23 protein-coding genes and 2 pseudogenes are annotated in these 22,882 nt (G+C 74.5%); 11 read left to right on the top strand and 14 right to left on the bottom strand.

Features of this window, described 5'->3' with window-relative positions; genetic code table 11:
* Positions 1–66 precede the first annotated feature (66 nt).
* The 4 genes from BJP40_RS26080 to htpX form a co-directional block, all read right to left on the bottom strand.
* Entirely contained in the window at positions 67–780 is a 714-nt protein-coding gene (locus BJP40_RS26080) for a TrkA family potassium uptake protein (RefSeq protein ID WP_079169639.1), read from the bottom strand.
* Positions 773–2,134: a TrkH family potassium uptake protein gene (locus BJP40_RS26075; RefSeq protein WP_071282837.1), complete on the bottom strand. Its 1,362-nt coding sequence runs from the start codon at positions 2,132–2,134 to the stop codon at positions 773–775. Before BJP40_RS26075 ends, BJP40_RS26080 begins: the two co-directional genes overlap by 8 nt.
* A 184-nt stretch (positions 2,135–2,318) precedes the next feature.
* The gene (locus tag BJP40_RS26070; protein WP_071274766.1) at positions 2,319–2,930 is read right to left on the bottom strand and encodes a hypothetical protein; all 612 of its coding nucleotides are present in this window, start codon (positions 2,928–2,930) and stop codon (positions 2,319–2,321) included.
* 15 nt (positions 2,931–2,945) lie between these two features.
* Positions 2,946–3,866, bottom strand: a complete 921-nt coding sequence (htpX, locus tag BJP40_RS26065; protein WP_071282835.1) for a zinc metalloprotease HtpX — start codon at positions 3,864–3,866, stop codon at positions 2,946–2,948.
* 272 nt (positions 3,867–4,138) lie between these two features.
* On the opposite strand from htpX, the gene BJP40_RS26060 reads away from it, so the two are divergent.
* The 4 genes from BJP40_RS26060 to BJP40_RS26045 all read left to right on the top strand — a co-directional run bounded on the left by BJP40_RS26060 (position 4,139) and on the right by BJP40_RS26045 (position 7,565).
* Positions 4,139–4,606, top strand: coding sequence for a hypothetical protein (locus BJP40_RS26060; RefSeq protein ID WP_071282833.1), 468 nt, complete (start codon positions 4,139–4,141; stop codon positions 4,604–4,606).
* Positions 4,607–4,854: 248 nt separating this feature from the next.
* Entirely contained in the window at positions 4,855–5,418 is a 564-nt protein-coding gene (locus BJP40_RS26055) for a toxin (protein ID WP_071282831.1), read from the top strand.
* 63 nt (positions 5,419–5,481) lie between these two features.
* Entirely contained in the window at positions 5,482–6,714 is a 1,233-nt protein-coding gene (locus BJP40_RS26050) for an MAB_1171c family putative transporter (protein ID WP_071282829.1), read from the top strand.
* Positions 6,715–6,968: 254 nt separating this feature from the next.
* A complete protein-coding gene (locus BJP40_RS26045; protein WP_071274784.1) occupies positions 6,969–7,565 on the top strand; it encodes a hypothetical protein in 597 nt (198 codons plus the stop codon).
* Between the two features lie 386 nt (positions 7,566–7,951).
* Here the strand turns inward: BJP40_RS26045 and BJP40_RS26040 are convergent, their stop codons facing one another.
* On the bottom strand, positions 7,952–9,292 hold the full coding sequence (locus BJP40_RS26040; RefSeq protein ID WP_071282827.1) for an LPXTG cell wall anchor domain-containing protein: 1,341 nt from the start codon (positions 9,290–9,292) through the stop codon (positions 7,952–7,954).
* 594 nt (positions 9,293–9,886) lie between these two features.
* On the opposite strand from BJP40_RS26040, the gene BJP40_RS26035 reads away from it, so the two are divergent.
* From BJP40_RS26035 to BJP40_RS26020, 4 genes and pseudogenes are all read left to right on the top strand, one after another.
* Positions 9,887–10,261, top strand: a complete 375-nt coding sequence (locus BJP40_RS26035) for a VOC family protein (RefSeq protein ID WP_071274747.1) — start codon at positions 9,887–9,889, stop codon at positions 10,259–10,261.
* A gap of 174 nt (positions 10,262–10,435) precedes the next feature.
* Positions 10,436–11,431 (top strand): GlxA family transcriptional regulator, encoded by a 996-nt coding sequence (locus tag BJP40_RS26030; protein ID WP_071282825.1) that lies wholly within the window; start codon positions 10,436–10,438, stop codon positions 11,429–11,431.
* A gap of 269 nt (positions 11,432–11,700) precedes the next feature.
* Positions 11,701–12,323: pseudogene (locus BJP40_RS26025) on the top strand (DJ-1/PfpI family protein).
* On the top strand, positions 12,320–13,075 hold the full coding sequence (locus BJP40_RS26020; RefSeq protein ID WP_071282823.1) for a DJ-1/PfpI family protein: 756 nt from the start codon (positions 12,320–12,322) through the stop codon (positions 13,073–13,075). The pseudogene BJP40_RS26025 and the gene BJP40_RS26020 overlap by 4 nt, the downstream one beginning before the upstream one ends.
* 127 nt (positions 13,076–13,202) lie before the next feature.
* Here BJP40_RS26020 and BJP40_RS26015 read toward each other — a convergent pair whose 3' ends face one another.
* Together BJP40_RS26015 and BJP40_RS26010 are read right to left on the bottom strand one after the other, a co-directional pair.
* On the bottom strand, positions 13,203–13,985 hold the full coding sequence (locus tag BJP40_RS26015; RefSeq protein WP_071282821.1) for a GntR family transcriptional regulator: 783 nt from the start codon (positions 13,983–13,985) through the stop codon (positions 13,203–13,205).
* Positions 13,982–14,526 (bottom strand): annotated as a pseudogene (locus tag BJP40_RS26010) (GntR family transcriptional regulator). Before BJP40_RS26010 ends, BJP40_RS26015 begins: the two are co-directional and overlap by 4 nt.
* A gap of 363 nt (positions 14,527–14,889) precedes the next feature.
* On the opposite strand from BJP40_RS26010, the gene BJP40_RS26000 reads away from it, so the two are divergent.
* On the top strand, positions 14,890–15,114 hold the full coding sequence (locus BJP40_RS26000) for a hypothetical protein (protein WP_226962551.1): 225 nt from the start codon (positions 14,890–14,892) through the stop codon (positions 15,112–15,114).
* Between the two features lie 35 nt (positions 15,115–15,149).
* On the opposite strand, the gene BJP40_RS25995 is transcribed toward BJP40_RS26000, so the two are convergent.
* Genes BJP40_RS25995 through BJP40_RS25985 form a run of 3 tightly spaced genes read right to left on the bottom strand, consistent with a single transcriptional unit; the run spans position 15,150 to position 16,260 of the window.
* Positions 15,150–15,509, bottom strand: coding sequence for a CrcB family protein (locus BJP40_RS25995; protein WP_071282817.1), 360 nt, complete (start codon positions 15,507–15,509; stop codon positions 15,150–15,152).
* Entirely contained in the window at positions 15,506–15,853 is a 348-nt protein-coding gene (locus BJP40_RS25990; RefSeq protein ID WP_071282815.1) for a DUF190 domain-containing protein, read from the bottom strand. Before BJP40_RS25990 ends, BJP40_RS25995 begins: the two co-directional genes overlap by 4 nt.
* Positions 15,850–16,260, bottom strand: a complete 411-nt coding sequence (locus BJP40_RS25985; RefSeq protein WP_071282813.1) for a CrcB family protein — start codon at positions 16,258–16,260, stop codon at positions 15,850–15,852. The genes BJP40_RS25990 and BJP40_RS25985 overlap by 4 nt, the downstream gene beginning before the upstream one ends.
* Positions 16,261–16,376: 116 nt before the next feature.
* On the opposite strand from BJP40_RS25985, the gene BJP40_RS25980 reads away from it, so the two are divergent.
* Complete coding sequence (locus tag BJP40_RS25980; RefSeq protein WP_071269166.1) at positions 16,377–16,796, top strand: four-helix bundle copper-binding protein; 420 nt, start codon at positions 16,377–16,379, stop codon at positions 16,794–16,796.
* Positions 16,797–17,018: 222 nt separating this feature from the next.
* On the opposite strand, the gene BJP40_RS25975 is transcribed toward BJP40_RS25980, so the two are convergent.
* Both BJP40_RS25975 and BJP40_RS35030 read right to left on the bottom strand, forming a co-directional pair.
* Positions 17,019–17,387, bottom strand: a complete 369-nt coding sequence (locus tag BJP40_RS25975) for an SsgA family sporulation/cell division regulator (RefSeq protein WP_071282812.1) — start codon at positions 17,385–17,387, stop codon at positions 17,019–17,021.
* Between the two features lie 193 nt (positions 17,388–17,580).
* Positions 17,581–17,808 carry a hypothetical protein gene (locus BJP40_RS35030; protein WP_143066030.1) on the bottom strand — a complete coding sequence of 76 codons (228 nt, stop codon included), beginning with the start codon at positions 17,806–17,808 and terminating at the stop codon, positions 17,581–17,583.
* Positions 17,809–17,931: 123 nt separating this feature from the next.
* Between BJP40_RS35030 and BJP40_RS25965 the strand changes: the two genes are divergently transcribed.
* The gene (locus tag BJP40_RS25965) at positions 17,932–19,377 is read left to right on the top strand and encodes a D-alanyl-D-alanine carboxypeptidase family protein (RefSeq protein ID WP_071282810.1); all 1,446 of its coding nucleotides are present in this window, start codon (positions 17,932–17,934) and stop codon (positions 19,375–19,377) included.
* A 103-nt stretch (positions 19,378–19,480) separates the two neighbouring features.
* Here the strand turns inward: BJP40_RS25965 and BJP40_RS25960 are convergent, their stop codons facing one another.
* Positions 19,481–20,770: a DUF418 domain-containing protein gene (locus BJP40_RS25960; RefSeq protein WP_079171480.1), complete on the bottom strand. Its 1,290-nt coding sequence runs from the start codon at positions 20,768–20,770 to the stop codon at positions 19,481–19,483.
* Between the two features lie 104 nt (positions 20,771–20,874).
* Positions 20,875–22,746, bottom strand: coding sequence for an alpha/beta-hydrolase family protein (locus BJP40_RS25955; protein WP_079171471.1), 1,872 nt, complete (start codon positions 22,744–22,746; stop codon positions 20,875–20,877).
* Positions 22,747–22,882 lie beyond the last annotated feature (136 nt).

Raw genomic sequence — 22,882 nt, 5'->3', positions numbered from 1 at the left:
GCCGGGGCGGCACGGTCCGGGGGGCGACCCGGCTCCCGGCTTCCGGCTGGCGGCTCCCCTCCGGGCTCAGCTCAGCTCGGCGAACGACTCCACCGCGCGGGTCTTGCCGGTGACGATGATGACGTCGCCCTTCTCGATGACCGTCTCGGCGGTCGCGTACGTGAAGTCCTGACCCGGCCGCTTGATGCCGACCACGGTCACCCCGTACGTGCTGCGCACCGCGCTCTGGCCGAGCGGGACACCGGTCGCGACCTGCGGGGCCACGGTCTTCACCAGCGCGTAGTCGTCGTCGAACTCGATGAAGTCCAGCATCCGCCCCGTCACCAGGTGCGCGACCCGCTCGCCCATCTCGTGCTCCGGGAGCACGACGTGGTGCACGCCGAGACGCTCCAGGATCTGGCCGTGCTGCCGGCTGATGGCCTTCGCCCAGATGTTGGGCACACCGGCCTCCAGCAGGTTCGAGGCGATCAGGATGCTCGCCTCGATGTCCGAGCCGATGCCGACGACGGCGCTGGTGAAGTCGTGCACGCCGAGCTGCTGGAGCACCTCGGGATCCGTGCAGTCCGCGACGGCCGTGTGGGTGAGCACGTCGCTGTGCTTCTGGACGAGCGGCGCGCTCGTGTCGATGCCGAGGACGTCCCAGCCGCGCCGGGTCAGCTCGTGGGCCAGCGAGCTGCCGAACCGGCCCAGCCCGATGACGGCGACCCGCTGGTCGCCCAGCTCGACTTCCGCCAGCCGCTTGCGGCGGCGGCGGCGCAGGGAGTGCAGATAGTTACCCAATGACAGGTCGCTCCTCGGGAAGCTCGTACCGGCGGGTCCGCTCGCGCAGAGCCAGCGCCGACACCAGTGTGACCGGCCCGAGCCGGCCCACAAACATCAGCAGGATCACGATCAGCTCGCCGACGACCGGCAGGTCGGCGGTGATGCCGGTGGAGAGGCCCACCGTGCCGAACGCGGACACGGCCTCGAACAGCACCGCTTCGAGCGGGGCGTCCACGACGGTCTCCAGCGCCAGGGTGGCGGCCACCACGAAGGCCACTCCCAGCAGAGCGACGGTGAGCGCCTGCCGCAGGGCGTGCGGGGCGATGCGGCGGCCCATCACCATCGAGTTCGGCTCGCCGCGCACCTCGGCGACCATCGCGGCGGCCAGCACGGCGAAGGTGGTGACCTTGATGCCGCCCGCCGTGCCCGCGCTGCCGCCGCCGACGAACATGAGCGTGCAGGTCATCAGCAGCGTCGACGCCTCCAAGGCACCGATGTCGACGGCGTTGAACCCGGCGGTGCGGCTCATCGCGGAGTGGAAGAAGCCGTTCAGCAGCTTGCCGCTCCAGTGCATCGGCCCCAGCGTGCCCGGGTTGCCCCACTCCAGGAGGCAGGTGAGCACCGTGCCGGACAGGAGGAGGAGGGCCGTCGTCAGCACGGTCAGCTTGGTGTGCAGGGACCAGCCGCGCCGTCCCGTCGTCCGCCGCCTGCGGTGGTGGCGCAGCACCTCCAGCAGCACCGGGAACCCGATGCCGCCCAGGATGACCGCGGCGGCCACCGGCAGGGTCACCCACGGGTCGGTGGCGTAGCGGGTGAGGCTGTCGGGGTACAGCCCGAACCCGGCGTTGTTGAACGCCGACACCGAGTGGAAGAGCCCCGAGTAGGCGGCGTCCTGGAAGGGCTGCCCGTAGCCGTACCGGAAGCGCAGCGACAGCACCACCGCCACGGCGAGCTCCACCGCGACGGTCGTCCCGGCGACGCCTAGCAGCACCTGCCGCACGTCCCCGATGCCGAGGCTCTTGGTCTCGGCCGCCGCCGTCAGCTGCATCCGCAGCCGCAGCTTCCCCGACACCAGCAGCGCCAGCAACGACGCCATCGTCATGATCCCGAAGCCGCCCACCTGGATCAGCGCCAGGATCACGCCCTGACCGAAACCGCTCCAGTAGGTGCCCGTGTCGACGACGGCGAGGCCCGTGACGCACACCGCGGAGGTGGCGGTGAACAGCGCGGTGACGAAACCGTTGTCCACGCCGCCCTGGACGGCGAACGGGAGGTTGAGCAGGGCGGCGCCGCACAGCACGGCCAGCGCGAAGCCGGTGACGACCGTACGGGCCGGGTGCCGGGTGAACAGAGCTCTCCAGACGACTGCCACCTGCTGATCCCGGCCCTTTCCGCTTCTGCCGCGCTCCTCCCGTCCAGCGTCCTGCGCCGGGTGACGGTCACCCACACGACGGAAGGAGCAGCATGTCAAGGGCAGGGCGGGTCGTCACCCTACCGGCCTGTCCCATAACGCCTTCTTGACAGCTCCCTGAGGCCCTCCATACGGCCCTCCCGCGTTACGGCTCCGGGGTGAGCCCGGGCGCGCCCCACACCGGGAACCAGCGCGTGAGGTCGGGTTCGATGCGCAGGTCGTCCGCGAGCAGCGCGCGCACCTGGATCTCCAGGGCGTTGTCGCGGCGCTCCGCGGGGCCGGGGACGGGCGCGAAGGGGTAGAACGTGCCCCGCTTGTAGAGGTAGACCAGCGCGAGGGGCCGCCCGTCGGCAGGGTGCCGGAAGCCGATCAGGGAGCACAGCAGGTGCGGGCCGAAGCCGGCGTCCTGGAGCAGCGTGTTCACGGCGTGCAGGTCGTTGACGAGGGACACCAGGGCGTCCGCCGGGTGTCGGGCCAGCAGCCAGGTGTAGCCGTAGGGGTCGCGGGAGTACGCGACGGGTTCGCCGCCGCCGACGGGGTCCGCGGCCACGTCGGCGTCCAGGAGGTCCTGTACCTCCTGCCGCAGCCGGCCGAAGGCGCCGCCCTCGACGCCGGCGAAGCACACCGAGCCCGCTCCGGTCGGGACGAACCCGGCGCCCGCCTCCAGGGTGATCGCCGCGCCGGGCACCGCGAACAGCCGGTCCAGGTCGGGCCGTACCGGCTTGCTGCGGCCCAGCAGCACGTCGAGGAAGCCCATGTCCGCCCCCGCCGCCTACCGGCCCAGCCGGGCGGAGATGCGGGCCAGCTGCTCCAGGCGCTGCTCCAGCGTGGGGTGCGAGGAGAGCAGCCGCCCGAGGCTGTCCTTGGAGGAGAAGGCCGGCGCGAACCAGAAGGCGTTGTACGGCTCCGCCTTGCGCAGGTCCCGGGTGGGGATGGCGCCCATCTGCCCGGTGACCTTGGTGAGTGCCGACGCCAGGGCGGAGGGCCGGCCGGTGAGCAGGGCGGCGGCCCGGTCGGCGGACAGCTCGCGGTAGCGGGACAGCAGCCGGGTCAGCAGGAAGCTGACCGCGTACACGGCGGCGCTGATGAGCGGGATGAGCAGGACGGCGATGGCGGCGCCGCTGTCCCGGCTCCCGCTGCGGCCGAGGCCGCCCCAGAGGCCGACCCGCGCCATGATGCCGGCGAGCACCCCGAGGAAGGCCGCGACGGTCATCACCATGACGTCGCGGTGTGCGACGTGCGACAACTCGTGCGCCAGGACCCCTTCGAGCTCCTCGGGCTCCAGTCGGCGCAGCAGGCCGGTGGTGACGCACACCAGCGCGGTGTCCTTGCTGCGGCCGGTGGCGAACGCGTTCGGCAGGTCCATGTCGGAGACGGCGACGCGCGGCTTCGGCATGTCGGCGAGGGCGCACACCCGGTCCACGGCGCCGTGCAGTTCGGGTGCCTGCTCTCGGGTGACCTCGCGGGCGCCCATGCTGTGGGCCGCGATGCGGTCGCTGAACCAGAACTGGGCGACGAACAGGCCGCCCGCGATCATCAGCACCAGCGGCCAGGCCCCGCGGACGAACGCCAGCAGCACCCCGACGAGGACCACGTACAGCAGGCCGATCAGGAACATCGTCGTGACCATGCGGGTGGTGAGCCCCCGGTCGGCCACGTACCGGGAGTGGGAGTGGGACCGCGACGCTGACATGGCTCGCCTCTCGCCTGCCCCCCTGGGCTGCCCCCGCCTCTGCTCTCGATTGTGCCCTTTCCCGGGACCCGTTTGCCTCCCCCGCTGCCCCCTCGCACCGCCGAGGTGCCATACTGCGGGTGTAGCCCTTCGCGTATCCCCCGTCGCGAAGGGCTACACCTGTTCACGGCAGCCACGGACAAGGGACTCCCCTCGTGGCCCCCTGTCCGTGTTTTTTCGAGTTAACAGTGCCGTAGATTGTTTGCGCAAGCCCGCTTACCGTGGGGAACGTGATGGACAACGGCGCAGAGCAGACGAACCCGGAGCTGCGCACCCTGCAGCAGAAGGTCGCGTACATGGTCGAGAAGACCTTCCCCGGCCAGAGGGTCTCGGGCCGGGCCTTCGCCGACCTCGTCAAGGAACGCGGCGGCTCCCTGTCGCACAGCTACTTCTCGAACATCCTCGCCGGCAAGGTCACCCAGCCCTCCGAGGACATCCTCAAGGCCCTGGGCCTGGGCTTCGGCGTGGACTGGCGGTTCTTCAAGGAGGAGTCGGAGGTCGTCGACGACGTCGTGGCCGGACTGCGGTTCCTCGCCCAGCGACGCACCGGCGAGATCACCGGCGTCGCCGCCCGGGGCGCCGGTGACGAGGGCCTGCCCCCGGAACTCCTGGAGTTCGCCCTGTCGCTGCTCCAGCAGGACGGGAGCGCGACCGCGCCACCCGGCCCCTGCGGCAGCACACGGGAGGACGGACCCGCCTGACGCTGCACGCGGCACCACGTGCCCGCCTGCGGCAGTGCGCGGGAGGGCGGACCCGCCGGGGGCGCGCACCGGCGTGGGCCCCTGTCCGAACGGTCGCCGGCGTGCGACCCCGCCCGTGTGAGCGCAGCTGCGTTCCCCCGGGCAGGAGGGCGAACCCGAGGGCGGACGGCGCACACGCGTACGGCCACAGTTGGCTAGACTCGCCGGTCGCACGTCGCCGCCCGCGTGACTCCGATCAAGAGGTCTCCATGTCCAAGCCGTCCATGCGCGCGCTGCGGAGGGAGTGCGAGGCCGGGCTGGCCGACCTCCCCATCCCCGCGCCGTTCGCCATCCCGGCGCTGGTGGCCAACATGGAGGCCGCCCGCGGCCGCAGGATCGTCCTCCAGGAGATGCCCGAACGGCTGGCCAGGGCCGACGCGGCGTGCGGGCTGCGGCTGAAGGCCGGTGACACCAGCTTCGTCCTGTACCGGCGCCGCCCCACCTCGTACCAGACGCAGCACGTCATCCTGCACGAGCTGTGCCACGAGTGGTTCGACCACGGCACGAGCCTGGACGCCGAGCAGCTGCGCCGGCTGCTGCCCGTGTTCGACACGTCCCTCATCGAGCGGGTGCTCGCGTCCGGCACGACGGTGCAGGCCCGCGCCCAGTACGACACCCACGACGAACGGGTCGCCGAGTTCGGCGCGTCCCTGATCCCGCGCATGGCCCGGGACGTGTCGGGTGACGACGTGGTGGGGCGGCTGGCCGACTCGCTGTCGCGCCCGGTGGCGCACCGGGCGCAGAAGCGCAGATCCCTCTTCCGCCGCGGCTGACCCCCGCCGCCGGGCCGTTCCCCGCCCCGACCGCCGTCCCGCCCACCGAGAGGCCCTGTTCCCGTGACCGCCCTGGACCTGGCCGGCTACCTCATCGCCGGCCTGATGACCGCCGTCGCCCTGTGGCGGATGCCCGCCGCCCTGTGGGGCGACGAGGAGGACAAGCGCCGACGGGCCCTCTGGGGCTGCTACGCGGGGTTCGCCGCCGCGCTGTGGACGAAGACGCAGATCGTCCGCACGACCCTCAACCACAGCCCGGTCGTCGACCTCGCCGTGCTGATCAAGCACTACACCGCCACCGTCGCGATCCTGGCGATCCTCAGCTACATCGTCGCGATCTACGGCGCCTACCCGGAGGACGGGGCGGCCGTGCCCCGGCACGTGCGCTTCGCGCGCGTCGTCCAGCGCGTCGCGGCCAAGGCGGCGGGTGCGACGCTGGTCCTGCTGACGGTGCTGTTCTTCACGGTCGTGGACCACACCGTGCCCTCCGACCGCTTCGTGTCGGACCACGCCGGCGAGTGGGGTGCGTCGCTGTACATGACGGTGTTCTACGTGTACTTGGGCGCCGCCTCCGCGGTCTGCGCGTACCAGTGGGCGCTGGCCACGGCGGACGCCTCGCTGCGCCACCTGCGGGTGGGGCTCGGCATGATGACGGTCGCCATGTTCATCGGTGTCGGCTACACCGTCAGCCGGACCCTGTTCCTGTGGATCAGCGTCGTGGAGCAGCCGACGACGTCGTTCGCGCTGGCCTTCGACAAGGTGACGGAGGCCGCGCAGGTCGTGCTGTTCGCGTTCTTCGCGATCGGCGCGGCGATCCCCGCGCTCGCGAAGGGCTGGCGGCGGGCACGGCTGTGGCGGGCGCAGGTGGCGCTGCACCCGCTGTGGCGGGAGCTGATGGCGGCGTTCCCCGAGCAGCCGTTCGCGCCGCCCGCGTCGCTCGCCCGGGAGCTGACCCGCTTCGACACGCCCGCGGACCTGCGGGTGGACCGGTGGGCGGCGGACATCGCCGACGCGGTGGAGAAGCTGCGCCACTACGTGCCCGACGGGCTGCAGGCGGCGGCCAGGGGCGCGGCGGGCTCGGCGGGCCCGGAGGCGGACGCGTACTGGATCCGGGCCGCCCTCGCGGCGAAGGCGGACGGGGCTCCCCCGGGGCCCGCGGCCGCCTTCGCGACTCCGCACGCGACGTCCGACCAGGACGGCGAAGTGGCCTGGCTGGTACGCGTCGCGGCGGCGTACCGGGCGGTCCCGGAGGAGACGGCGCGGAGGCTGCTGGCACAGGCGGGGGCGGCGGCGTGACGGCGGCACCCGGGACGGGCGGCCCGCAGGCCCACGGCGGGGGTGCGGGGGCCGCCGGTGCGGACCCCGCCGGAGAGGGCGAGGACGGCGGCGTGATGCGCCACGGCGGCGGCACTGAGCCACCGGGCGCAGACGCGGAGGCTCACGGCGGCGGAGCGGGCGGCGCGGGCGCAGGGACTCCTTTCGGAGGCCGGGGAACGGCCCGGGACGCCGGCGGGACAGGCGGGCGCGGCGGCGGAGACGGGAACGGCGGCGTGACGGCGGTCGTCGACGACACGCCCGTCCGGGTGGTGGCCCGCCGCGTCACGGACGTGCTCCAGCCCCGGAACGTCCTGGTGGCCGGCATGTCCGGGATCGGCCTCGCCGCCGCGGACGGCCACTGGCCGGGCCTGCTGTGGGGGCTGCTGGGCGCGCTCTGCGCGGGCCTGGTGCCGGCGGGTTACATCGAGTGGGAGCGGGGCCGGGGCACCTGGGGCGACCGGCACGTGGTGGACCGCACGAAGCGGGCACCGATCTTCTTCGTGATCCTCGGCTCGATCGGTACGGGCTCGGGCGTGATGCTCCTCGGCGGGGCGCCGCACGGCATCCTCGTGGCGATGCTGGCGCTGTGGGTGATGACGGTGGGGCTGCTGGCCGTCAACACGGTGTGGAAGATCTCCGTGGACTCGGCGGTGGCGTCGTCGGTGGTGACGCTCCTGGCGTGCGTCCACGGCCCGTGGTGGCTCGCCGCGTACGCCGTGACGGCCGCGGTGTGCTGGTCCCGGGTGGCGCTGAGCTACCACACACCCGCCCAGACCCTGGCGGGCGCGGGCCTCGGCGCGGCGACGGCCCTGGCGTACGCGGTGGGCTGAGCCGGTGGCCCCGGCGGACCCGGCAGGCGTCCGGCGGGGGCGACCTGCGCGGCGGGCGACCGGCGTGAGACCGGCACGGACGACCCCCGCACGACCGGCACAGGTGGACCCGGGGGCGTCCGGGGCGTGCGGGTGGCGGCCGCGGCCGTGAATGACGCCGACTTCGACGCGCCCGGGCGTCCGGGGTGTCCGGGGCGTACGGGGCGTGCGGGGCGTGCGGGAGGAAGCCGACGAGCACCGGTCGTGCGGGAGGAGCCCCGCGCTGCCGTCCCGCCGCGCGGAAGGGGCTCCGTGGTGCGGAAGCGGTCCCGTCAGGGCCGCAGTCCCCGGCGACGCGGGAAGACCCCGACCGGTCTCCCGGTCGGGGTCTTCCGTGTGTCCGTGCGTCAGGCGCCCGCGCCGGCCTTGCGGCGGCGGACGACGAACATGGCGCCGGCCCCGAGGGCCACCGCGACACCGCCCGCGAGGGCGATCTGCGGCACGGCGTCGTTCGAACCGGTCTTCGCGAGCTGGCCCGTCACCGTGCCGGTGGAGGTCGTGGCGCTCACCGGCGTGGTGGACGTCCCGCCCTGCGGCAGCGGCATCGGCTTGCCCGACTTGGCGGGCTCGTTGCCGACCTTGGCGCCAGCGGCGACGATCTCGAACTCCTTCGTCACGCCCTCAGGCGTGAATCCGCAGGTGCCGTCCTCGTTGTAGTAGCCGCCCGCGGCGACCGCGACGCCCATGCCGGCCGGCGCCTTGGCGTCGACGGTGAGGCGCAGCTTGACGTCCTTGGAGACGCCGGCCTTCAGGCCCGTGATCGTCCCGGTGGTGAAGTCCGGGCCGACGTTCTTCCAGGCGGAGCCGTTCGACCACTGGAGCTTCAGCAGGTGGCTGATGTCGTTGGCCGACGCGGTCCTGTCCTCGGCGAAGGCCGCAGCGAACGGGTCGACCTCGTCGAGCGTGCGCTTGCTATCGTTGGTGACCTTCATCGAGAAGTGCACGGTCGAGCCCGCGGCGATCTTGCCGGGCACGCCGTGGAGCGAGACCTTGACCTTCGACACGGTGTCGCACATGTCGTCGTCGTCATCGTCGTCACCCGGCTTCGGGTCCGGCTTGGGCTTGCCGGTGTCCTTCTTGGCGTCCTCCAGGGCCCTCTGGGCCGCGGCCAGGTCCGCCTTGGCCTTGTCGAGGGCCGTGTCGGCCTCGTGGAGCTTCCTGGTGGCGGCGACCCGGTCGTCGTCGAGGGCCTTGTGCGCGGCCTCCTTGGCGGTGTCCGCGGCGGCCTTCGCGTCGGCGGCGGCCTGTGCGGCGGCCTGGGCGGCGGCGAGCGCCTTGACGGCAGCCACCCTGTCGTCGTCGGAGGCGTCCTCGGGCAGGGCGTCGATCGCGGCCCGCGCCTCGGTGACGGCCTTGTCGGCGGCGGCCTTCTCGGCGGCGGCCTTCTCCACGGCGGCGACCGCCTGGTTCAGGGCCAGCTTCAGCGGCGCGTCGTCGGCGACGGCGGCCTCGACCCCCTTCACGGCCTCGGCCTTGGCCGCCTCGGCGGCGGTGAGGGCGGCCTGGGCGGCGGCGATGGCCTTCTCCAGGTCCGCGAGGGACGGCTTGCCCGCCTCCTTGGAAGCGGTGACGGCGGTGGTCTCGGCCGCCGGGCCGGTGGTGGCGAAGGCCGGGGAGGCGGCGAGGACGGTGACGGGTGCGGTGACGGCGAGCGCGACGGCCGTCGCCAGCGTGCGGCGAATCTTCACAAGGTCCCGTTTCTGGAGCGGAAGAGAAAGCAGTTGTGGACTGATCGCGGTGCGGCGTCGACGTCCGCGTCGGCATCGGTCGCAGCGGAACAGCGCACGCTGTTCGCACGCCGGCGACCGGCGAGGCGGGTCGTCGCCACCAGGACCAGTGGTCCCGATCGTATTGAACGGGTTCAACGAGGGGAACCGACTTACGGCGGGCGCGGCCCCGGGGCCGCGCCGGGGAGGCCGTCCAGTCACCGACAAAAGGGGCATGTGAGGGCAGTTGTACTCGGGGGCCGACTTTCTCTGTGACTGTTGTCATCGGGGCTCCGACGCGCCCGGGAGGCCCCGGCCCGACGCACTCCGCAGCCGGCCGGACCGTGCGTCAACCACCTTGCTGAGCCACCTACTTGGCGCCCCCTCCGCAGCGGCCTAGGCTGGCGGGCGTGAACACCGGAACGGCGATACGCCACGCACGGATCGGCTGTCCGGTGGACGACTGACCGCAGGGCGGGGGCGGCAGACCCACCCCCACACGTCGACACGCGGACCTCCCGGCGCACGCGCACCGCGAGCCCCTTCCCACGTGTCGAAACCCAGCGAGGTCATCCCATGCCGGTCACGTTCAACCACACCATCATCGCCGCCCAGGACCGCGAAGCGTCCGCGCGCTTCTTCCGGGAGCTGCTGGAGCTCCCCGAGGCGCCGTCCTGGGGCGTCTTCACCAACATCCAGCTCAGCGACGGAACGCTGCTGCAGTTCGCCGAGCCGCCGGTGGACATCCAGATGCAGCACTACGCGTTCCTCGTCGACGACGAGCTGTTCGACCGGGCGTACCAGCGGCTCCGCGACGGCGGCGTCGAGCACTGGGCCGACCCGCAGATGCGGCGGCCGGGCGAGATCAACCACGGGCACGGTGGCCGGGGCGTCTACTTCAAGGACCCCGCCGGCCACGCGATCGAGCTGCTCACCCGCCCGTACCTGTAGGCGGGCCGGCCGGGTGCCGGGCGGGACGGCCGTCCCGCCCGGCACCCGGCCCGCGCCCCGCAGTCCCGCACGCCGCACGGGGAGTCCCGCGCACGGCAGGGGCGCCGGCGCGGTGGCAGAAAAGGTGGGACCTTCGTCATTGCGGACATCCGCCCGTGCGCGAAGGATGGACGCATGACTTCCCAACAGGTCAGGGACGTCCTGGTCGTGCTGTTCGACGGGGTGCAGAGCCTCGACGTGACCGGGCCGGTCGAGGTGTTCGCCGGGGCGGCGCACTGCGCGGAGGGCGGGGTCTCCCCGTACCGGCTGCGCACGGCGTCCGTCGGCGGGCGCTCCGTGCGGACGAGCAGCGGGCTCACCCTCGCCCCGGACACGGCGCTCGACGCGGACACCCCGGCCCCGCACACCCTGCTGGTCCCCGGCGGGTCCGGCACACGGCGCCCGCAGCCGGGGCTCGTGCCGTGGCTGCGGGAACACGCGCCGCGCGCCGAACGGCTGGTGTCCGTGTGCACGGGCGCCCTGCTGCTCGCCGACGCGGGCCTGCTCAGCGGGCGGCGCGCCACCACCCACTGGGCGCACTGCGACCGGCTCGCGCGGACCCATCCGGACGTCGACGTGGACCCGGACCCCATCTTCGTACGGGACGGCCACATCGCCACCTCGGCCGGGGTGACCGCGGGCATCGACCTCGCCCTGGCGCTGGTCGAGGAGGACCTCGGCAGGGAAACCGCCCTCACGGTGGCCCGCCACCTGGTGGTGTTCCTGCGGCGGCCCGGCAACCAGGCCCAGTTCAGCGTCCAGCTGGCGGCGCAGACCGCGCGGCGGGAGCCGCTGCGCGAGGTGCAGCAGTGGATCAGCGAGCACCCCGGCGAGGACCTGTCCGTACCGGCGCTCGCCGCACGGGCGCGCCTCTCGCCCCGCCACTTCGCCCGCGCCTTCCACGCGGAGACCGGCCTGCCCCCGGGGCGCTACGTGGACCGGGTGCGGCTGGAGCACGCGCGGCGGCTGCTGGGGGACACCTCCGACAGCGTGGAGGCCGTCGCCCGCGCCTGCGGCTACGGCACACCGGAGGCGATGCGCCGCGCCTTCCTCAGAGCCCTCGGCACGACACCCGGCGAGTACCGGCGCCGCTTCCCCAACCGGGCGGGCGCGGGCTCCGCCGCCCCCTGACCTGACGGCCGGGCCGGCCTCCCCGCGCCACCCGCCCGTCCACCGGAGCGGACCGGGCACCACCCGCCGGTCCGCCCGCCGCCGGCGCAGCTGCCGGCCCCGCCACCGGGCCCCGCGCACAAGGACCAGACGGGCCCGCACCCGCCACCGGCCGCACCCGCACGAACGACCACCGACCAGCCTGCCCCCGCCCGCCGAGGCCCCGGGGCTTCCCCCGCATGCCCCCGGCCGGCCCCCCGACAGGCGCTTCCCCAGGAAGGACCAGCCCCGTGCAGATCGCCATCCACCTCTACGACGGGTTCACCGCGCTCGACGCCGTCGGCCCGTACCAGACGCTCAGCCACCTCCCGGGCGCCGAGGTCGTGTTCGTGGCCCGCGAGGCGGGTCCCGTGCTCGACGACCACCGGACGCTGTCGCTCACCGCGCACCGCACCTTCGCCGAGGTGCCCCGCCCGGACGTGCTCGTCGTGGTCGGCAGCGGTACACCCGGCCTCGGTGACGAGACGGCGCTCGCCTGGCTGCGCGCCGCCGACGCCCACACCACGTGGACGGCCTCCGTGTGCACCGGCTCGCTCCTCCTGGGTGCGGCGGGACTCCTGAAAGGACGCCGCGCCACCTCCCACTGGACGGCCCTCGACCGGCTGCGCGACCTCGGTGCGGAACCCGTGGACGAGCGCGTCGTCTTCGACGGCAAGTACGTGACGGCGGCGGGCGTCTCCGCCGGCATCGACATGGGCCTCTCGCTGGCCGGCCGGATCGGCGGCGACCGCACGCGCAGGCCGTGCAGCTGATGCTCCAGTACGCCCCCGAGCCGCCGTACGACGCCGGTACGCCCGACACGGCGCCCGCCGGCCTCGTGGCGCGCCTCCGCAGCGAGGCGGCTGCCTCGTGAGGGGCCCCGCACGCCGTCACGTGCTGACGGCCGCCGCGGCCGCGGCACTCGCCGCCGGCGCGGCCGGCACCACCCCGGCCGCCGTAGCGGCCCGCTCCACCGACGGCACCACCACCGCAGAAAGCAGAGGGACACGCCCCATGAACGTGGACATCGTGATGTTCGAAGGCGTCGAGGAACTCGACTACGCCGCACCGTACGAGGTGTTCGCGCTGGCCGCCCGGCACAGCGGACGTCCCGCGAACGTGCGGCTCGTCAGCCTCGACGGACCGGGGGTGCTGCGCTGCGCCCACGGCTCCGAGGTCCGCGTCACCGACCGCTGGGACCCCGACGAGGCGGACCTGCTGGTCGTGCCGGGCGGCGGCTACCAGCGCCAGGACGGCGGGCCCGGCGTGCGCGCCGAGATCGAGCGCGGCGCGCTCCCCCGCGCGCTGGCCGACGCGGCCCGCGACGTCCCCCACCTGACGCTGGCCTCGGTCTGCACCGGCTCCATGCTGCTGTCGGCCGCCGGCCTCACCCGCAACCGCCCCTGCACCACGCACCACCTGTCGCTGGCCGACCTGGAGGAGCAGGGCGGCGTCCTGAAGAAGGCCCGCGTGGTGGACGACGGCGACCTCGTGACGGCCGGCGGCATCACCTCCGGCCTCGACCTGGCCCTGTGGCTGGTCCGCCGCGAACTCGGCGCCGACACGGCACTGCGCCTGGAGGCCATGCTGGAGTATGAGGCGCGCGGCACGGTGTGGTCGCGCTGACGCGGGTCAGGAGCCCCCGCCGCACCGCGTCGTCGACGCTGCGTCCCGCGCGGTGCGGCTGCTCCGGGGGTCCGTGCGGCCCCGCATCGGGGCGTGGGCGAGCGTGCGCATCACGCCGGGCCTGCGCTCACTCCTCCGCAGCGAACTCGTACTCCAGCTCGTAGAGGTGCCCCGCCTTGATCATGACTGTGGCTTCGACGGGCCTTTCACCGTGGCTGTATACGACACGGAGCGTCCGGAGCACCGGCAGGTGACCCGGCAGTCGCAGCACCGCCGCCTGTTCCTGGGTCGGCATGCGGGCGGAGACCCGGTCCACGCTCCTGACGGGCGGGAATCCCCGTTCGGCGAGGAGGGCGGGCGTGCCGCCCCGGATCTTGCGCCGCACGCTGATCGCCGTACCCCCGGCCAGCTCCAACGGGTAGTAGGAAGAGACCAGTTCGGCCGGCTCATCACCGATGGAGAGGAGCTGCCGGCGCAGTACGGCGGTGTCACCGGCCGCCATTCCCAGCAGGCCGCGCACATCGGCCGGTGGCACCGCTTCCGACACCTCCAACAGGGCGCTGTGGGCGCTTCCACCCGTCTTCGCCGCCTCGGTGAGCCAGCGGAACGCTTCCCCCGCCCCGGCCGGGGCCATGTACGCGGCGGGACGCATGGTTCGCTGGCGGTGCTCCCGCACCGTCACCGCAGCCCCTGCACGGCCGACCACAAGTCCCTCGGCTTTCAGCAGCTGAAGCGCCTTCTGGACGGTCGCGCTCGACGCGCGGAAGCGTTCCTTGAGCCGGGCGGTGGAGGGAACTCTGGCACTTGGCGCCAGGTCGCCGCTCATGATCTCGTCCCGCAGATCAGCAGCGATCCTTTCGTGCAGAGGGCGAGAGTCGTCCCTCTCGGCTTCGGCGGTGGGCACGTTCATCCGATCCTGATCTCGTAGCGAAGCCGCTGGCGGTGGGCCGGCATGGTCATCATGTCCGCCTGGATGGGGCGGTCTTCGGCGTCGAGCGTCAATCGCGCCAAGCGCAGCACAGGCTCGGTGCGATCCATCGCCAGAAGTGCCCCCTCCTCCGCGGTCGGCAGGCGGGCGGTCACGTCCTCGCGCACCCGTGCGCCGGCGTAACCCAGCTGCGCGAGCAGGGTCACCGCGCCTCCGCGAATCTTCGCCGTACCGGCCAGGGCCGTACCCGCGCGATCTCCACCGGGTAGTAGCTGTCGGTCAACTCGTTCGGCTCACCGTCGAGCTCGATGACGCGGCGGCGGAAGACCACCGGCTGCCCTTCGGCCAGTCCCAGTAGCGCTCCCACCTCCGCGCTGGCGGGGGCCTCTCCAGCGGAGAGGATGCGCTGCGTGCCCTTGCGGCCCTGCGCAGCTGCTTCCTCGGCCCACGCATCGGGCTGCCCTGCGTCCCGCCGGGTCAGGTACGGCATCGACGTGCTGACCCAGCTACCCCCACCGCTCATGGCGTCCTCTCCGTGTCGCCGGCGGCCCTGCTCTCACCACCGTAGGGGTCTCACTGTAGGCGGCCGCACCCCAGGCAGATCTTCCTGCATTTCGCGAATAGCAGTATGGCTGGCCCACACTCGACGCCCTTTCGCAGGAAGGGCGGCACACATGACCGACGGCATCCGGCGCCGCAGCGACATGGCGTCAGGCACGCCGATCCTTCGCGGCACCCCGGCGGCACGGCGGCCCCGCAGCGGCACGTTCGCGCGGGACGGCGACGGCCGGTTCGGAGTGTTCCTGGGAGTCGTCGGCCGGTTCGCCGTGCTCCGGCCGGTGGGTGGGGCAAGGAGTGGCAGACCGATCCCAGCCAGGTGGTAGCCATGACGTACGCCGAGGTTCTGCAAGCCGAGTCGGACGCCTGGCTCGCGTCCCGCCGAGCAGACCCGACCGACGACTGCGACGAGTGCTCGCGGCTCGCACGGGCCCAGAGGGCCGCGGAAGCGGCAGGGGACCACAGCAGGGCCTCCGACTGCGTCGTGCTGCTACGACGCCACCCCGACCACGGTCGCCGCCCCACGGGCAGTGCGCCGGTCGGGGCCGGTTGAGCTGCGCCGCGGCCGCAGGGGGGCGCCCGGCGGGCTCAGCCCGCCGCGGTGCCCAGGGCCACGCCCAGGAAGGCCGCGGCCAGGGTCAGGGCCGTGGTGGCCGCCGCGTTGAGCGCGGCGAGGCCGCGGGAGCCCGCCTTGGCCAGCCGGAGCGTCTCGTACGAGAACGTCGAGTACGTCGTGAGCGCGCCGCACAGGCCCGTGCCGAGCAGTGCGTACGGCTCCGCGGACAGGGCCGCGCCCGTCAGGGCGCCCAGCAGCAGGGAGCCCGACACGTTGACGCCCAGCGTGCCCCACGGGAAGACCGTGTCGTGGCGGGCCTGCACGGCGCGGTCCGCCAGGTACCGCAGGGGGGCGCCCGCCGCGCCGCCCAGGAAGACGAGCAGCCAGATCACCCGGCGGCCCCCCGGTCGCCGTAGCGGACCACCTCGCACGGGTCGAGCGTGGCCAGCCCCCCGGTCAGCACCTCGTCCAGCTCCGGCAGGAACGCCCGCACCCGCGGCTCGTCGTCCACGACCACCACCGCCACCGGCAGGTCCTCGCTCAGCGACAGCAGGCGGGACGTATGGACCACGGACGAGGCGCCGAAGCCCTCGACGCCCCGGAACACGCTCGCACCCGCGAGGCCCGCCCGGTGCGCGCGGTGCACGATCTCCGCGTACAGGGGGCGGTGGTGCCACTGGTCCGACTCGCCGACGTACACCGTCAGCCGCAGCGCCCTGCCCGTCCGTCCCGTCATCGCCCCGGTGCCCTCCGCTCCAGAACCCGGCCCGTCGTCCACGCCCCGAGCGCCACCGCCGTGAGGGCCGCCGCCGGCGTGGCCACCAGGTAGACCGCCGCGCGCAGCGGCGCGCCCTCGCCGACCAGCGTCCGCACGTCCACCGCGAACGTCGAGAACGTCGTGAACCCGCCCAGCACCCCCGTCCCGAAGAACGGGCGCACCAGCCGGCGCGGGCGCACCGCCGCGTCCAGCAGCACCAGGAGCACTCCGATCACCGCGCACCCCAGCACGTTCGTCCACAGTGTCGCCCAGGGGAAACCGCCCGGCGCGGTGGGCCACGCCACGGAGACGCCGTAGCGTGCCAGCGCCCCCGTGCCGCCGCCGAGCGCCACCGCGCCCAGCACCGGCCAGTCCCTGCCTCTCATGGCACGTCAGCCTAGGCCGCGCCTCCACGGCCGGGCCGTGCGGAGCACCCCCGACCGGCGGAGACTGGACATGAACGACTGAAACCGACAGAACGGACTACTGGAGGCGACCCGTCATGACTGCTTCCCTCGTCGTCGAGGACATGCTGCGCACCTACCCGGCCGACCTCGGACAGGTCGACCGCCAGAAGCTGATCCGGTGCATCGAGGAGTGCGCCGCCTGCGCCCAGGCATGTAGCGCCTGCGCCGACGCGTGCCTGTCCGAGACCCAGGACCTCGAACGGCTCGCCAAGTGCATACGCACCAACATGGACTGCGCCGACGTCTGCGCGGCCACCGGCGCGGTGCTGTCGCGGCACACCGGCTACGACGCGAACCTCACCCGCGCGGTGCTGAACGCCTGCGCCGTCGCGTGCTCCACCTGCGCCGACGAGTGCGAGCGGCACGCCGACCGGCACGAGCACTGCCGGGTCTGCGCCGACGCCTGCCGGCGGTGCGAGGCGGCCTGCAACGAGCTCAGCGGCTCGCTCGGCTGAGCGGCTCCCCCCGCCGCCCCTCCGGGGCCCGGGCTTCAGGAACGGCCCTCCGCGAGCCCGGGCTCAGGGAAGGCGGACAAGCGGCCGGGCGGCAGGTGGCGGGGTGTCGGGCGGATGCCCGCGGATGGGCGACCCGCCGGTGGTCCCGGGGACGTCGGCGCACGGGCACGGCCGCTGACGCGGGCGCACGCGGACCGGTGGCGGCGCGCGGGTGCACGGCGCTCAGCTGGTGGCGAGGAGCCGGGACACCAGAGCGTCGACGTCCACGTGTTCGTCACCCTCCGGCACCGCCTCGTACGTCCGGGCGAGGAAGTGCTCCAGTGCCGCCCTGCCGACGGTGAAGTCCGCCTCACCGCAGAGCTCTATGTGCACTCCGTCCTCCGGCCACACCCGTACGTCGCCCTCGCCGACCTCGTGCCGTATGCCCTCGCGCAGCATGCCCCGGTCAAGGCGCCACTCCGCGTACACCCGTGTTCCGTCGGTGAAGGCCATGCGCACCGCGTAGGGGTCGTCCTCGTCGTACGAGACGTGGGCCAGCACCGGCAGGTCGCGCAGCCGCATGAAGAGCTTGTCGTGCAGGACAGTGTTCACAGGGGCCTCCCTGAGCCGCGTCGGATGAGGTGCAGTACGCCTCCCCAGTGCCCCGCGAACCCCGTGGCTACCATCCCGCCCCCCGGAATCTGCGCGGCCGGCTCCCGCCCCCGGTGCCGGGCGTGCCGGACAGGGGGACGGGAGCCGCAGGTGGGGGCGGGCTCCCGTCCCCGTCGGGGGGCTGCCCCGCGCGTCAGAAGCGCTTCGGGTAGGCGACGGCCAGAGCGAGGTAGCCGACCAGCACGGCTGCCACGATGACACCGACGACGGTCTCGGTCATGGGGACTCCCGGTGTGCGCGATGAGCGGTCAAGGGGGAAGACGGCGCCGGCCCCGGCTCCGTTCCGGCCCGCGGACGTGACGAGGAGGACCGTCCGCGGTCGGGCGGAGCACCGGGCCGACGTTCCCATAACGAGCAGCACGGCGCTCCGGGCGCACGTCGTACACCTCCGGACGGCGTCCTGAACGTCCGTACGCGCGCATACGCGTAGGCCGGTCGGCGCACTGCGCGGGCGAACCGGGCCGCTGCTTCCTACCGTGGCTGAATGATCGTCAGCTCTTCGGCCCGGATCGCGGCCGGCGCGTCGGCCCTCCTGCTGCTGTGCCTGCTGCTTCCCCTGCTGGTCCTGTCGTCGGCCGCCTCCGCGGCCCCGTCCGCCGACCGGGTGGCGGAGGGCGACGCGCGCCCCGGCGAGCCGATGCCGCCGCGGCCCGCGGCCCGCGTGGACCCCTCCTACCTGCACCGGCCGGGCACCCAGGTGCGGCTGCCCCCCGGGGTGGCGGAGCCGCCGGAGCTGTCCGCACTGTCCTGGCTGGTCGCCGACGCGGCCACCGGCGACGTGCTGGCCGCGCACGACGCGCACCGGCGGCTGCCGCCCGCCTCCACCCTGAAGGCGCTCTTCGCCCTGACCGTGCTGCCGCGACTGGCGCAGGACGCCCGGCACACGGTCCGTGAGGAGGAGCTGACCGGCATCGGCCCCGGCAGCAGCCTCGTCGGCGTGAAGGAGGACGTCACGTACGAGGTGGCGGACCTGTGGAGGGGCGTGTTCCTGCATTCCGGCAACGACGCCGTACGGGTCCTGGCGGGCATGAACGGTGGCTGGCAGCGGACCGCCCGCGAAATGGAGGCGGTGGCCCGCTCGCTGGGCGCCCGCGACACGAAGGTGGTCTCCCCGGACGGGTACGACGCGCCGGGCCAGGTCTCCTCGGCGTACGACCTGGCGGTCTTCGGCCGCGAGGGACTGCGCGACCCCGACTTCGCGCGCTACTGCGCACTGCCGTACGCCACGTTCCCCGCGGGCGGCTGGGAGTACGGCATCCGCAGCACGAACCGGCTGCTCACGGGCGAGGACGGGGTGCGCCGCTACCCCGGGATCCTCGGCGTGAAGAACGGCTACACCAGCAAGGCCGGGCACACCCTGATCGCGGCGGCCCGGCGGGGCGGGCGGACGCTGGTCGTGTCGGTGATGAACCCGCAGTCCGGCGGGTTCCGCGCGGTGTACGAGGAGGCCAGGGACCTCCTCGACTGGGGGTTCGGCCCCGGCGCGAAGGTGCGGCCGGTGGGCTCGCTGCTGCCGCCCGGCCCGCGGGCGCGGTCCCGCTCCGCGGCGCCCTCCCCGGACGCTTCGGTGGGCGCTTCCGCGTCCGCCGGGGGCGCGGGCCGGGCCTCGGACGCCGCTTCCCCCGCCTCCGCCGGCCCCTCCACCGCTCCCTCCGCCGGCCCCTCAGCCGGGGCGGCGCAGGGCGCGGCGACCGCGGGCACGCGGCCGTCCGCCCCGCGTCCCGCGCCGGAACCGACGGCGGCCCCGGGGGCGGGCGGGCCAGCTCCCGGGGCCGCCGCGCAGCCCGGTGCGGGGCAGGGCCGCCCGCCCGTGCAGGCGGGCGCCGCGGGCACGCCCCCGAGCCCCGTCCTCCCGGTCCTGCTCGTCGGCTCGGCCTGCGTCGCCGCCGGAGCCCTGTGGCTGTCCCGACGCCGCGCGGGGGCCGGCTGAGCCGCCGCCCGGCCCGGAGCCGGGAAAGGCCGACCGCCGTCCGGGCAGGGGCGAGCCGGCCCGCCGCCGCCCGCGCGCCCGACCGGGCAGGGGCCGAGGGGTGTCAGTGGCGCAGGGCGCGCCGCTGGAGGGCCTCCAGGGGGCCCGAGCCGAAGCGGCGCAGCCACAGGGAGGAACCCACCAGCAGCACCAGGCTCACCGCGACCCACAGGCCCATCACCCACCAGGGCCGCCACGCGTCGCCGAGCCGGGCCGCCAGCCCGAGGCCCACGCCGTACGCGACGAGGACGCACAGTACGTTCTGCAGCACGTACCCGGACAGGGCGGCCCGCCCCAGCGAGGTGCACGCGCCCATGAGGAGGCCGGGCCGCCGGACCCGGTCCACGAGCAGCCCGATCAGTCCCGCGTAGCCGACCGCCACCAGGGGCGCCGCCACGTACCGTCCCGGCAGGAAGCCCGCCTCGCCTGCCAGCACGCAGGCCGCGTTCAGCGGCACGCCCAGGCCGAGGCCCCAGGCCAGCATCCGCACCCGCAGCCGCCGCCCCGCGGCGTCCGCGCCGAACGCGCCGGCCCTCAGCAGCCGCACCCCCAGCAGGAAGAGGAACACCAGCAGCCCGAACGTCAGCACCGGCTCGACGCGCAGGACGACGGCGTTCTCCAGCCGGAACGCGATCTGGTCGGGCCAGCTGCCGTGCGCGTACAGGTCCACGACCCGCGGCGGCACCCCGCCCGCACCGGCCGCCGAACCGCCCAGCGCCAGTGCGGCCGTCAGCAGGAGCATCAGCGCCAGATGCAGCCCGCCCGCCCACCACATCGCGCGCCGCCGGGCCCGCTCCGACCGGGACAGCAACCAGGCGACGTACAGCGCGGTCACCGCGTACCCCATGAGCACGTCCCACGCGAAGACCAGCACGAAGTGCACCGTGCCCTCCGCGAACAGGAACAGTGCCCTCCACCGGTACCGCCCGGGCCAGGGCAGCCCGCGCCGCTCGGCCGCCGCGTACTGGAGGGCGATGCCCGCGCCGAACAGGATGGTCAGCAGCGACAGGAACTTGCCGTCCGCGACCGCCCGGAAGACGGTCTCCGCAGCGTCCCCGACCGAGCCCGACGCGAAGCCGGGGGCGCCGCCGGAGCCGCTGAGCACCCCCCACTCGCCACCTGGCGCGGTGAAGATCCACACGTTCGTCATCAGGGTGCCGAGGATCGCCACCCCACGCACCACGTCGAGCAGCGCCAGCCGCTGCGACGGCCCGGCCGGCCCTGCGGGCGCGCGCCCGCGCGGTCCTGCCCGTTCCGCCCGCGCCTCCGCCGTCCGTTCCCCCACCGGTCCCGTCGGGCCCGCCGCATCTCCCGGGTCCGTCGGTCCGGTACCCGCCCCCGTCGTCGTGGTCATGCGTCCCATCGTCGGCGCGGCGCCCGCCGTCATCGTCCTGACGGAGGAGGAACTGCCGCTCCGTCAAAGGATGCAGTGACACCGGCTCGGCTCCGCCAGGAAGCTCAGTACGGGGCCCTCACGGCCCCCAGGTGCTCCCTCAACCGCCGCGTGTCGTCGGCGGACCAGCCGTCCGGGGGGACGACCGCGGCCCAGCCGTCCACGGAGGCCGTGCCGTACCGGTGGCCGTGCGGGGCCTGCACGCCGTAACTGACGGCCATGTCGACGGTGGTCTGCCAGAACGCCACCACCGGGAACCAGCTGATCTCCGGCGTGATGTCGGGGCCGAGCGGCCGCGCCATCCACTCGGGCCGCTCGACCAGCAGGTCCGTCGACCACCACACCACGGGATCGGAGGCGTTCTGCAGGTACACCACCCGCGGGAACGCCCACCGCGCCCCCTCCGGGCGGCGCAGGTCCGCGGCCGGGAACTGCGCCCAGCGCACGTGTCGGCCGCCGTCGTGCACGGGCCGCCACACGGGACTGCCGGGGTCACGGCTCTCGCGCAGTTCCCGGGAGATCGGCGAGAAGCCGGGGCTGCCGATCAGCAGCGCCCCGTCCGTGGAGGCCAGCAGGTCGCCGTACCCGTCGAAGGACCGCTCGACGGCGTACGCGCCGAGGCTCTCGCCGGTGACCACCAGCTTGGGCCGGGACGCCTCCGGCAGCGCGGCCCACCGCTCCCGTACGGCGTCGACGAGGGCGCGCGTCGCCTGACCCGCCTTCTCCTCGTCGACGAGGAGCGACACCCACGACGGCAGGTAGGAGTACTGGACGGCGACGATCGCGGTGTCGCCGCCGTGCAGGTACTCCAGTGCCTGGGCGGCCACCGGGTCGATCCAGCCGCTGCCGGTGGTGCCCGCGACCGCGAGCACCTCGCGCGTGAACGCCCCGGTGCGCTCCAGCTCCCTCACCGCGAGCTCGGCCTGCCCGCGGAACGGCTCGTTCTCGCCGCCGCGGCCGTCGAAGGCGCGGGGCACCTCAGCGCTGACGTACACGCGGACCGGGTCCTTGGCGGGGCGGCCCGTGTGGGCGGCGATCTCCCGCCGGGTGGACGCGGTGCCGGTGAAGTTGCGGCCCTGGTAGCCGAGGTCCTCCCAGCGGACCAGGGACCCCGGGCCTCCGGAGACGTACGGGGAGGCGGGGCGGTGCACGCCGTCCTTGGTGGCGCGGTTGGCCGCCGCGGCGATCCGGTCGGCGACGTCGACCACACCCCGCTCGAAGACGACGTTCCGCAGGCCGACGGTGACCGCGAGGGCGGTGAGCAGCAGTCCCGTGGCGACGGCCGCGGGGCGGGGCAGGCGGGTGTCCAGGGCCCGGATGAGGCGACGCGCCCCGAGCCGAACGGACCGGGCCGCCGCCACCAGCAGGGCGCACAGGGCGCAGGAGATCAGCGCGATCCCCCAGGTGTGCCAGGTGAGGGCGGGCGGCAGGTCCTGGAGATGGCGCAGCCGGCGCTGCATGTCGGCGCTCCCCGACAGGAACAGGACGGTGGCGGCGGGCCCGAGCAGCCAGTACGCCTGCCAGCCGCACACTCGCACGGCGTCCCGCACCGGCCGGTGGGGACGCAGGGCCGGGAGGCGGGCGGCCACCGCTCGGGCGAGGCCGCCGGCGGTCGCCCCGGCGGCGTACCCGACGGCGGCGGTGATCCCGCCGACGACACCCTGGAGGAACCACGGGCGGGGGACGAGGGAGGGCGTGAGCGACAGCCAGAAGAAGACGGTGGCCACGCACAGGCCGCACAGGTCGGGCCAGCGGCGGACGATCCGCCGGGGGTCGGTCGGCTCACGGTACGGCCGCCCGGCGAACCCGCGGGCCCGCCGCCACGTCCGCCGGCCCGCCCACGCCGCCCCGACCGCCCACCCGCCGGCGGCCGCTCCGGACGTGGGACCCGGCCGAAGTCCGAGGGAAGCCGCGGACGCAGGGTGGGGGGCCGGCATCGGCGCGGCTCCGGACGCGGGGCCGGACGCCGGTCCCGGCACGGGGGCGGGCGGGGCCTCGGGTGCATGCGCGGTCGCAGGTCCCGGCTCCGGCTCCGGCTCCCGCGCAGATGCCGGTGCTGCACCGGCCGCAGGC

It is taken from the genome of Streptomyces sp. CC53 (assembly GCF_001865245.1).
Taxonomy (GTDB): domain Bacteria; phylum Actinomycetota; class Actinomycetes; order Streptomycetales; family Streptomycetaceae; genus Streptomyces.
The sequence above is the reverse complement of the archived record's forward strand: the minus strand, read 5'-3'. Positions and strand labels throughout refer to the sequence as shown.

Bases quoted from the DNA above. Each gene is read 5' to 3' on its own strand.
- BJP40_RS25965 (WP_071282810.1), top strand. From the start codon at position 17,932: ATGATCGTCAGCTCTTCGGCCCGGATCGCGGCCGGCGCGTCGGCCCTC.
- BJP40_RS25960 (WP_079171480.1), bottom strand. From the start codon at position 20,770: ATGACCACGACGACGGGGGCGGGTACCGGACCGACGGACCCGGGAGAT.
- BJP40_RS25985 (WP_071282813.1), bottom strand. From the start codon at position 16,260: ATGAGAGGCAGGGACTGGCCGGTGCTGGGCGCGGTGGCGCTCGGCGGC.
- BJP40_RS26070 (WP_071274766.1), bottom strand. From the start codon at position 2,930: ATGGGCTTCCTCGACGTGCTGCTGGGCCGCAGCAAGCCGGTACGGCCC.
- BJP40_RS26035 (WP_071274747.1), top strand. From the start codon at position 9,887: ATGCCGGTCACGTTCAACCACACCATCATCGCCGCCCAGGACCGCGAA.
- BJP40_RS26030 (WP_071282825.1), top strand. From the start codon at position 10,436: ATGACTTCCCAACAGGTCAGGGACGTCCTGGTCGTGCTGTTCGACGGG.
- BJP40_RS26000 (WP_226962551.1), top strand. From the start codon at position 14,890: ATGACGTACGCCGAGGTTCTGCAAGCCGAGTCGGACGCCTGGCTCGCG.
- BJP40_RS26015 (WP_071282821.1), bottom strand. From the start codon at position 13,985: ATGAACGTGCCCACCGCCGAAGCCGAGAGGGACGACTCTCGCCCTCTG.
- BJP40_RS25990 (WP_071282815.1), bottom strand. From the start codon at position 15,853: ATGACGGGACGGACGGGCAGGGCGCTGCGGCTGACGGTGTACGTCGGC.
- BJP40_RS25955 (WP_079171471.1), bottom strand. From the start codon at position 22,746: ATGCCGGCCCCCCACCCTGCGTCCGCGGCTTCCCTCGGACTTCGGCCG.
- BJP40_RS25980 (WP_071269166.1), top strand. From the start codon at position 16,377: ATGACTGCTTCCCTCGTCGTCGAGGACATGCTGCGCACCTACCCGGCC.
- htpX (WP_071282835.1), bottom strand. From the start codon at position 3,866: ATGTCAGCGTCGCGGTCCCACTCCCACTCCCGGTACGTGGCCGACCGG.
- BJP40_RS26060 (WP_071282833.1), top strand. From the start codon at position 4,139: ATGGACAACGGCGCAGAGCAGACGAACCCGGAGCTGCGCACCCTGCAG.
- BJP40_RS26055 (WP_071282831.1), top strand. From the start codon at position 4,855: ATGTCCAAGCCGTCCATGCGCGCGCTGCGGAGGGAGTGCGAGGCCGGG.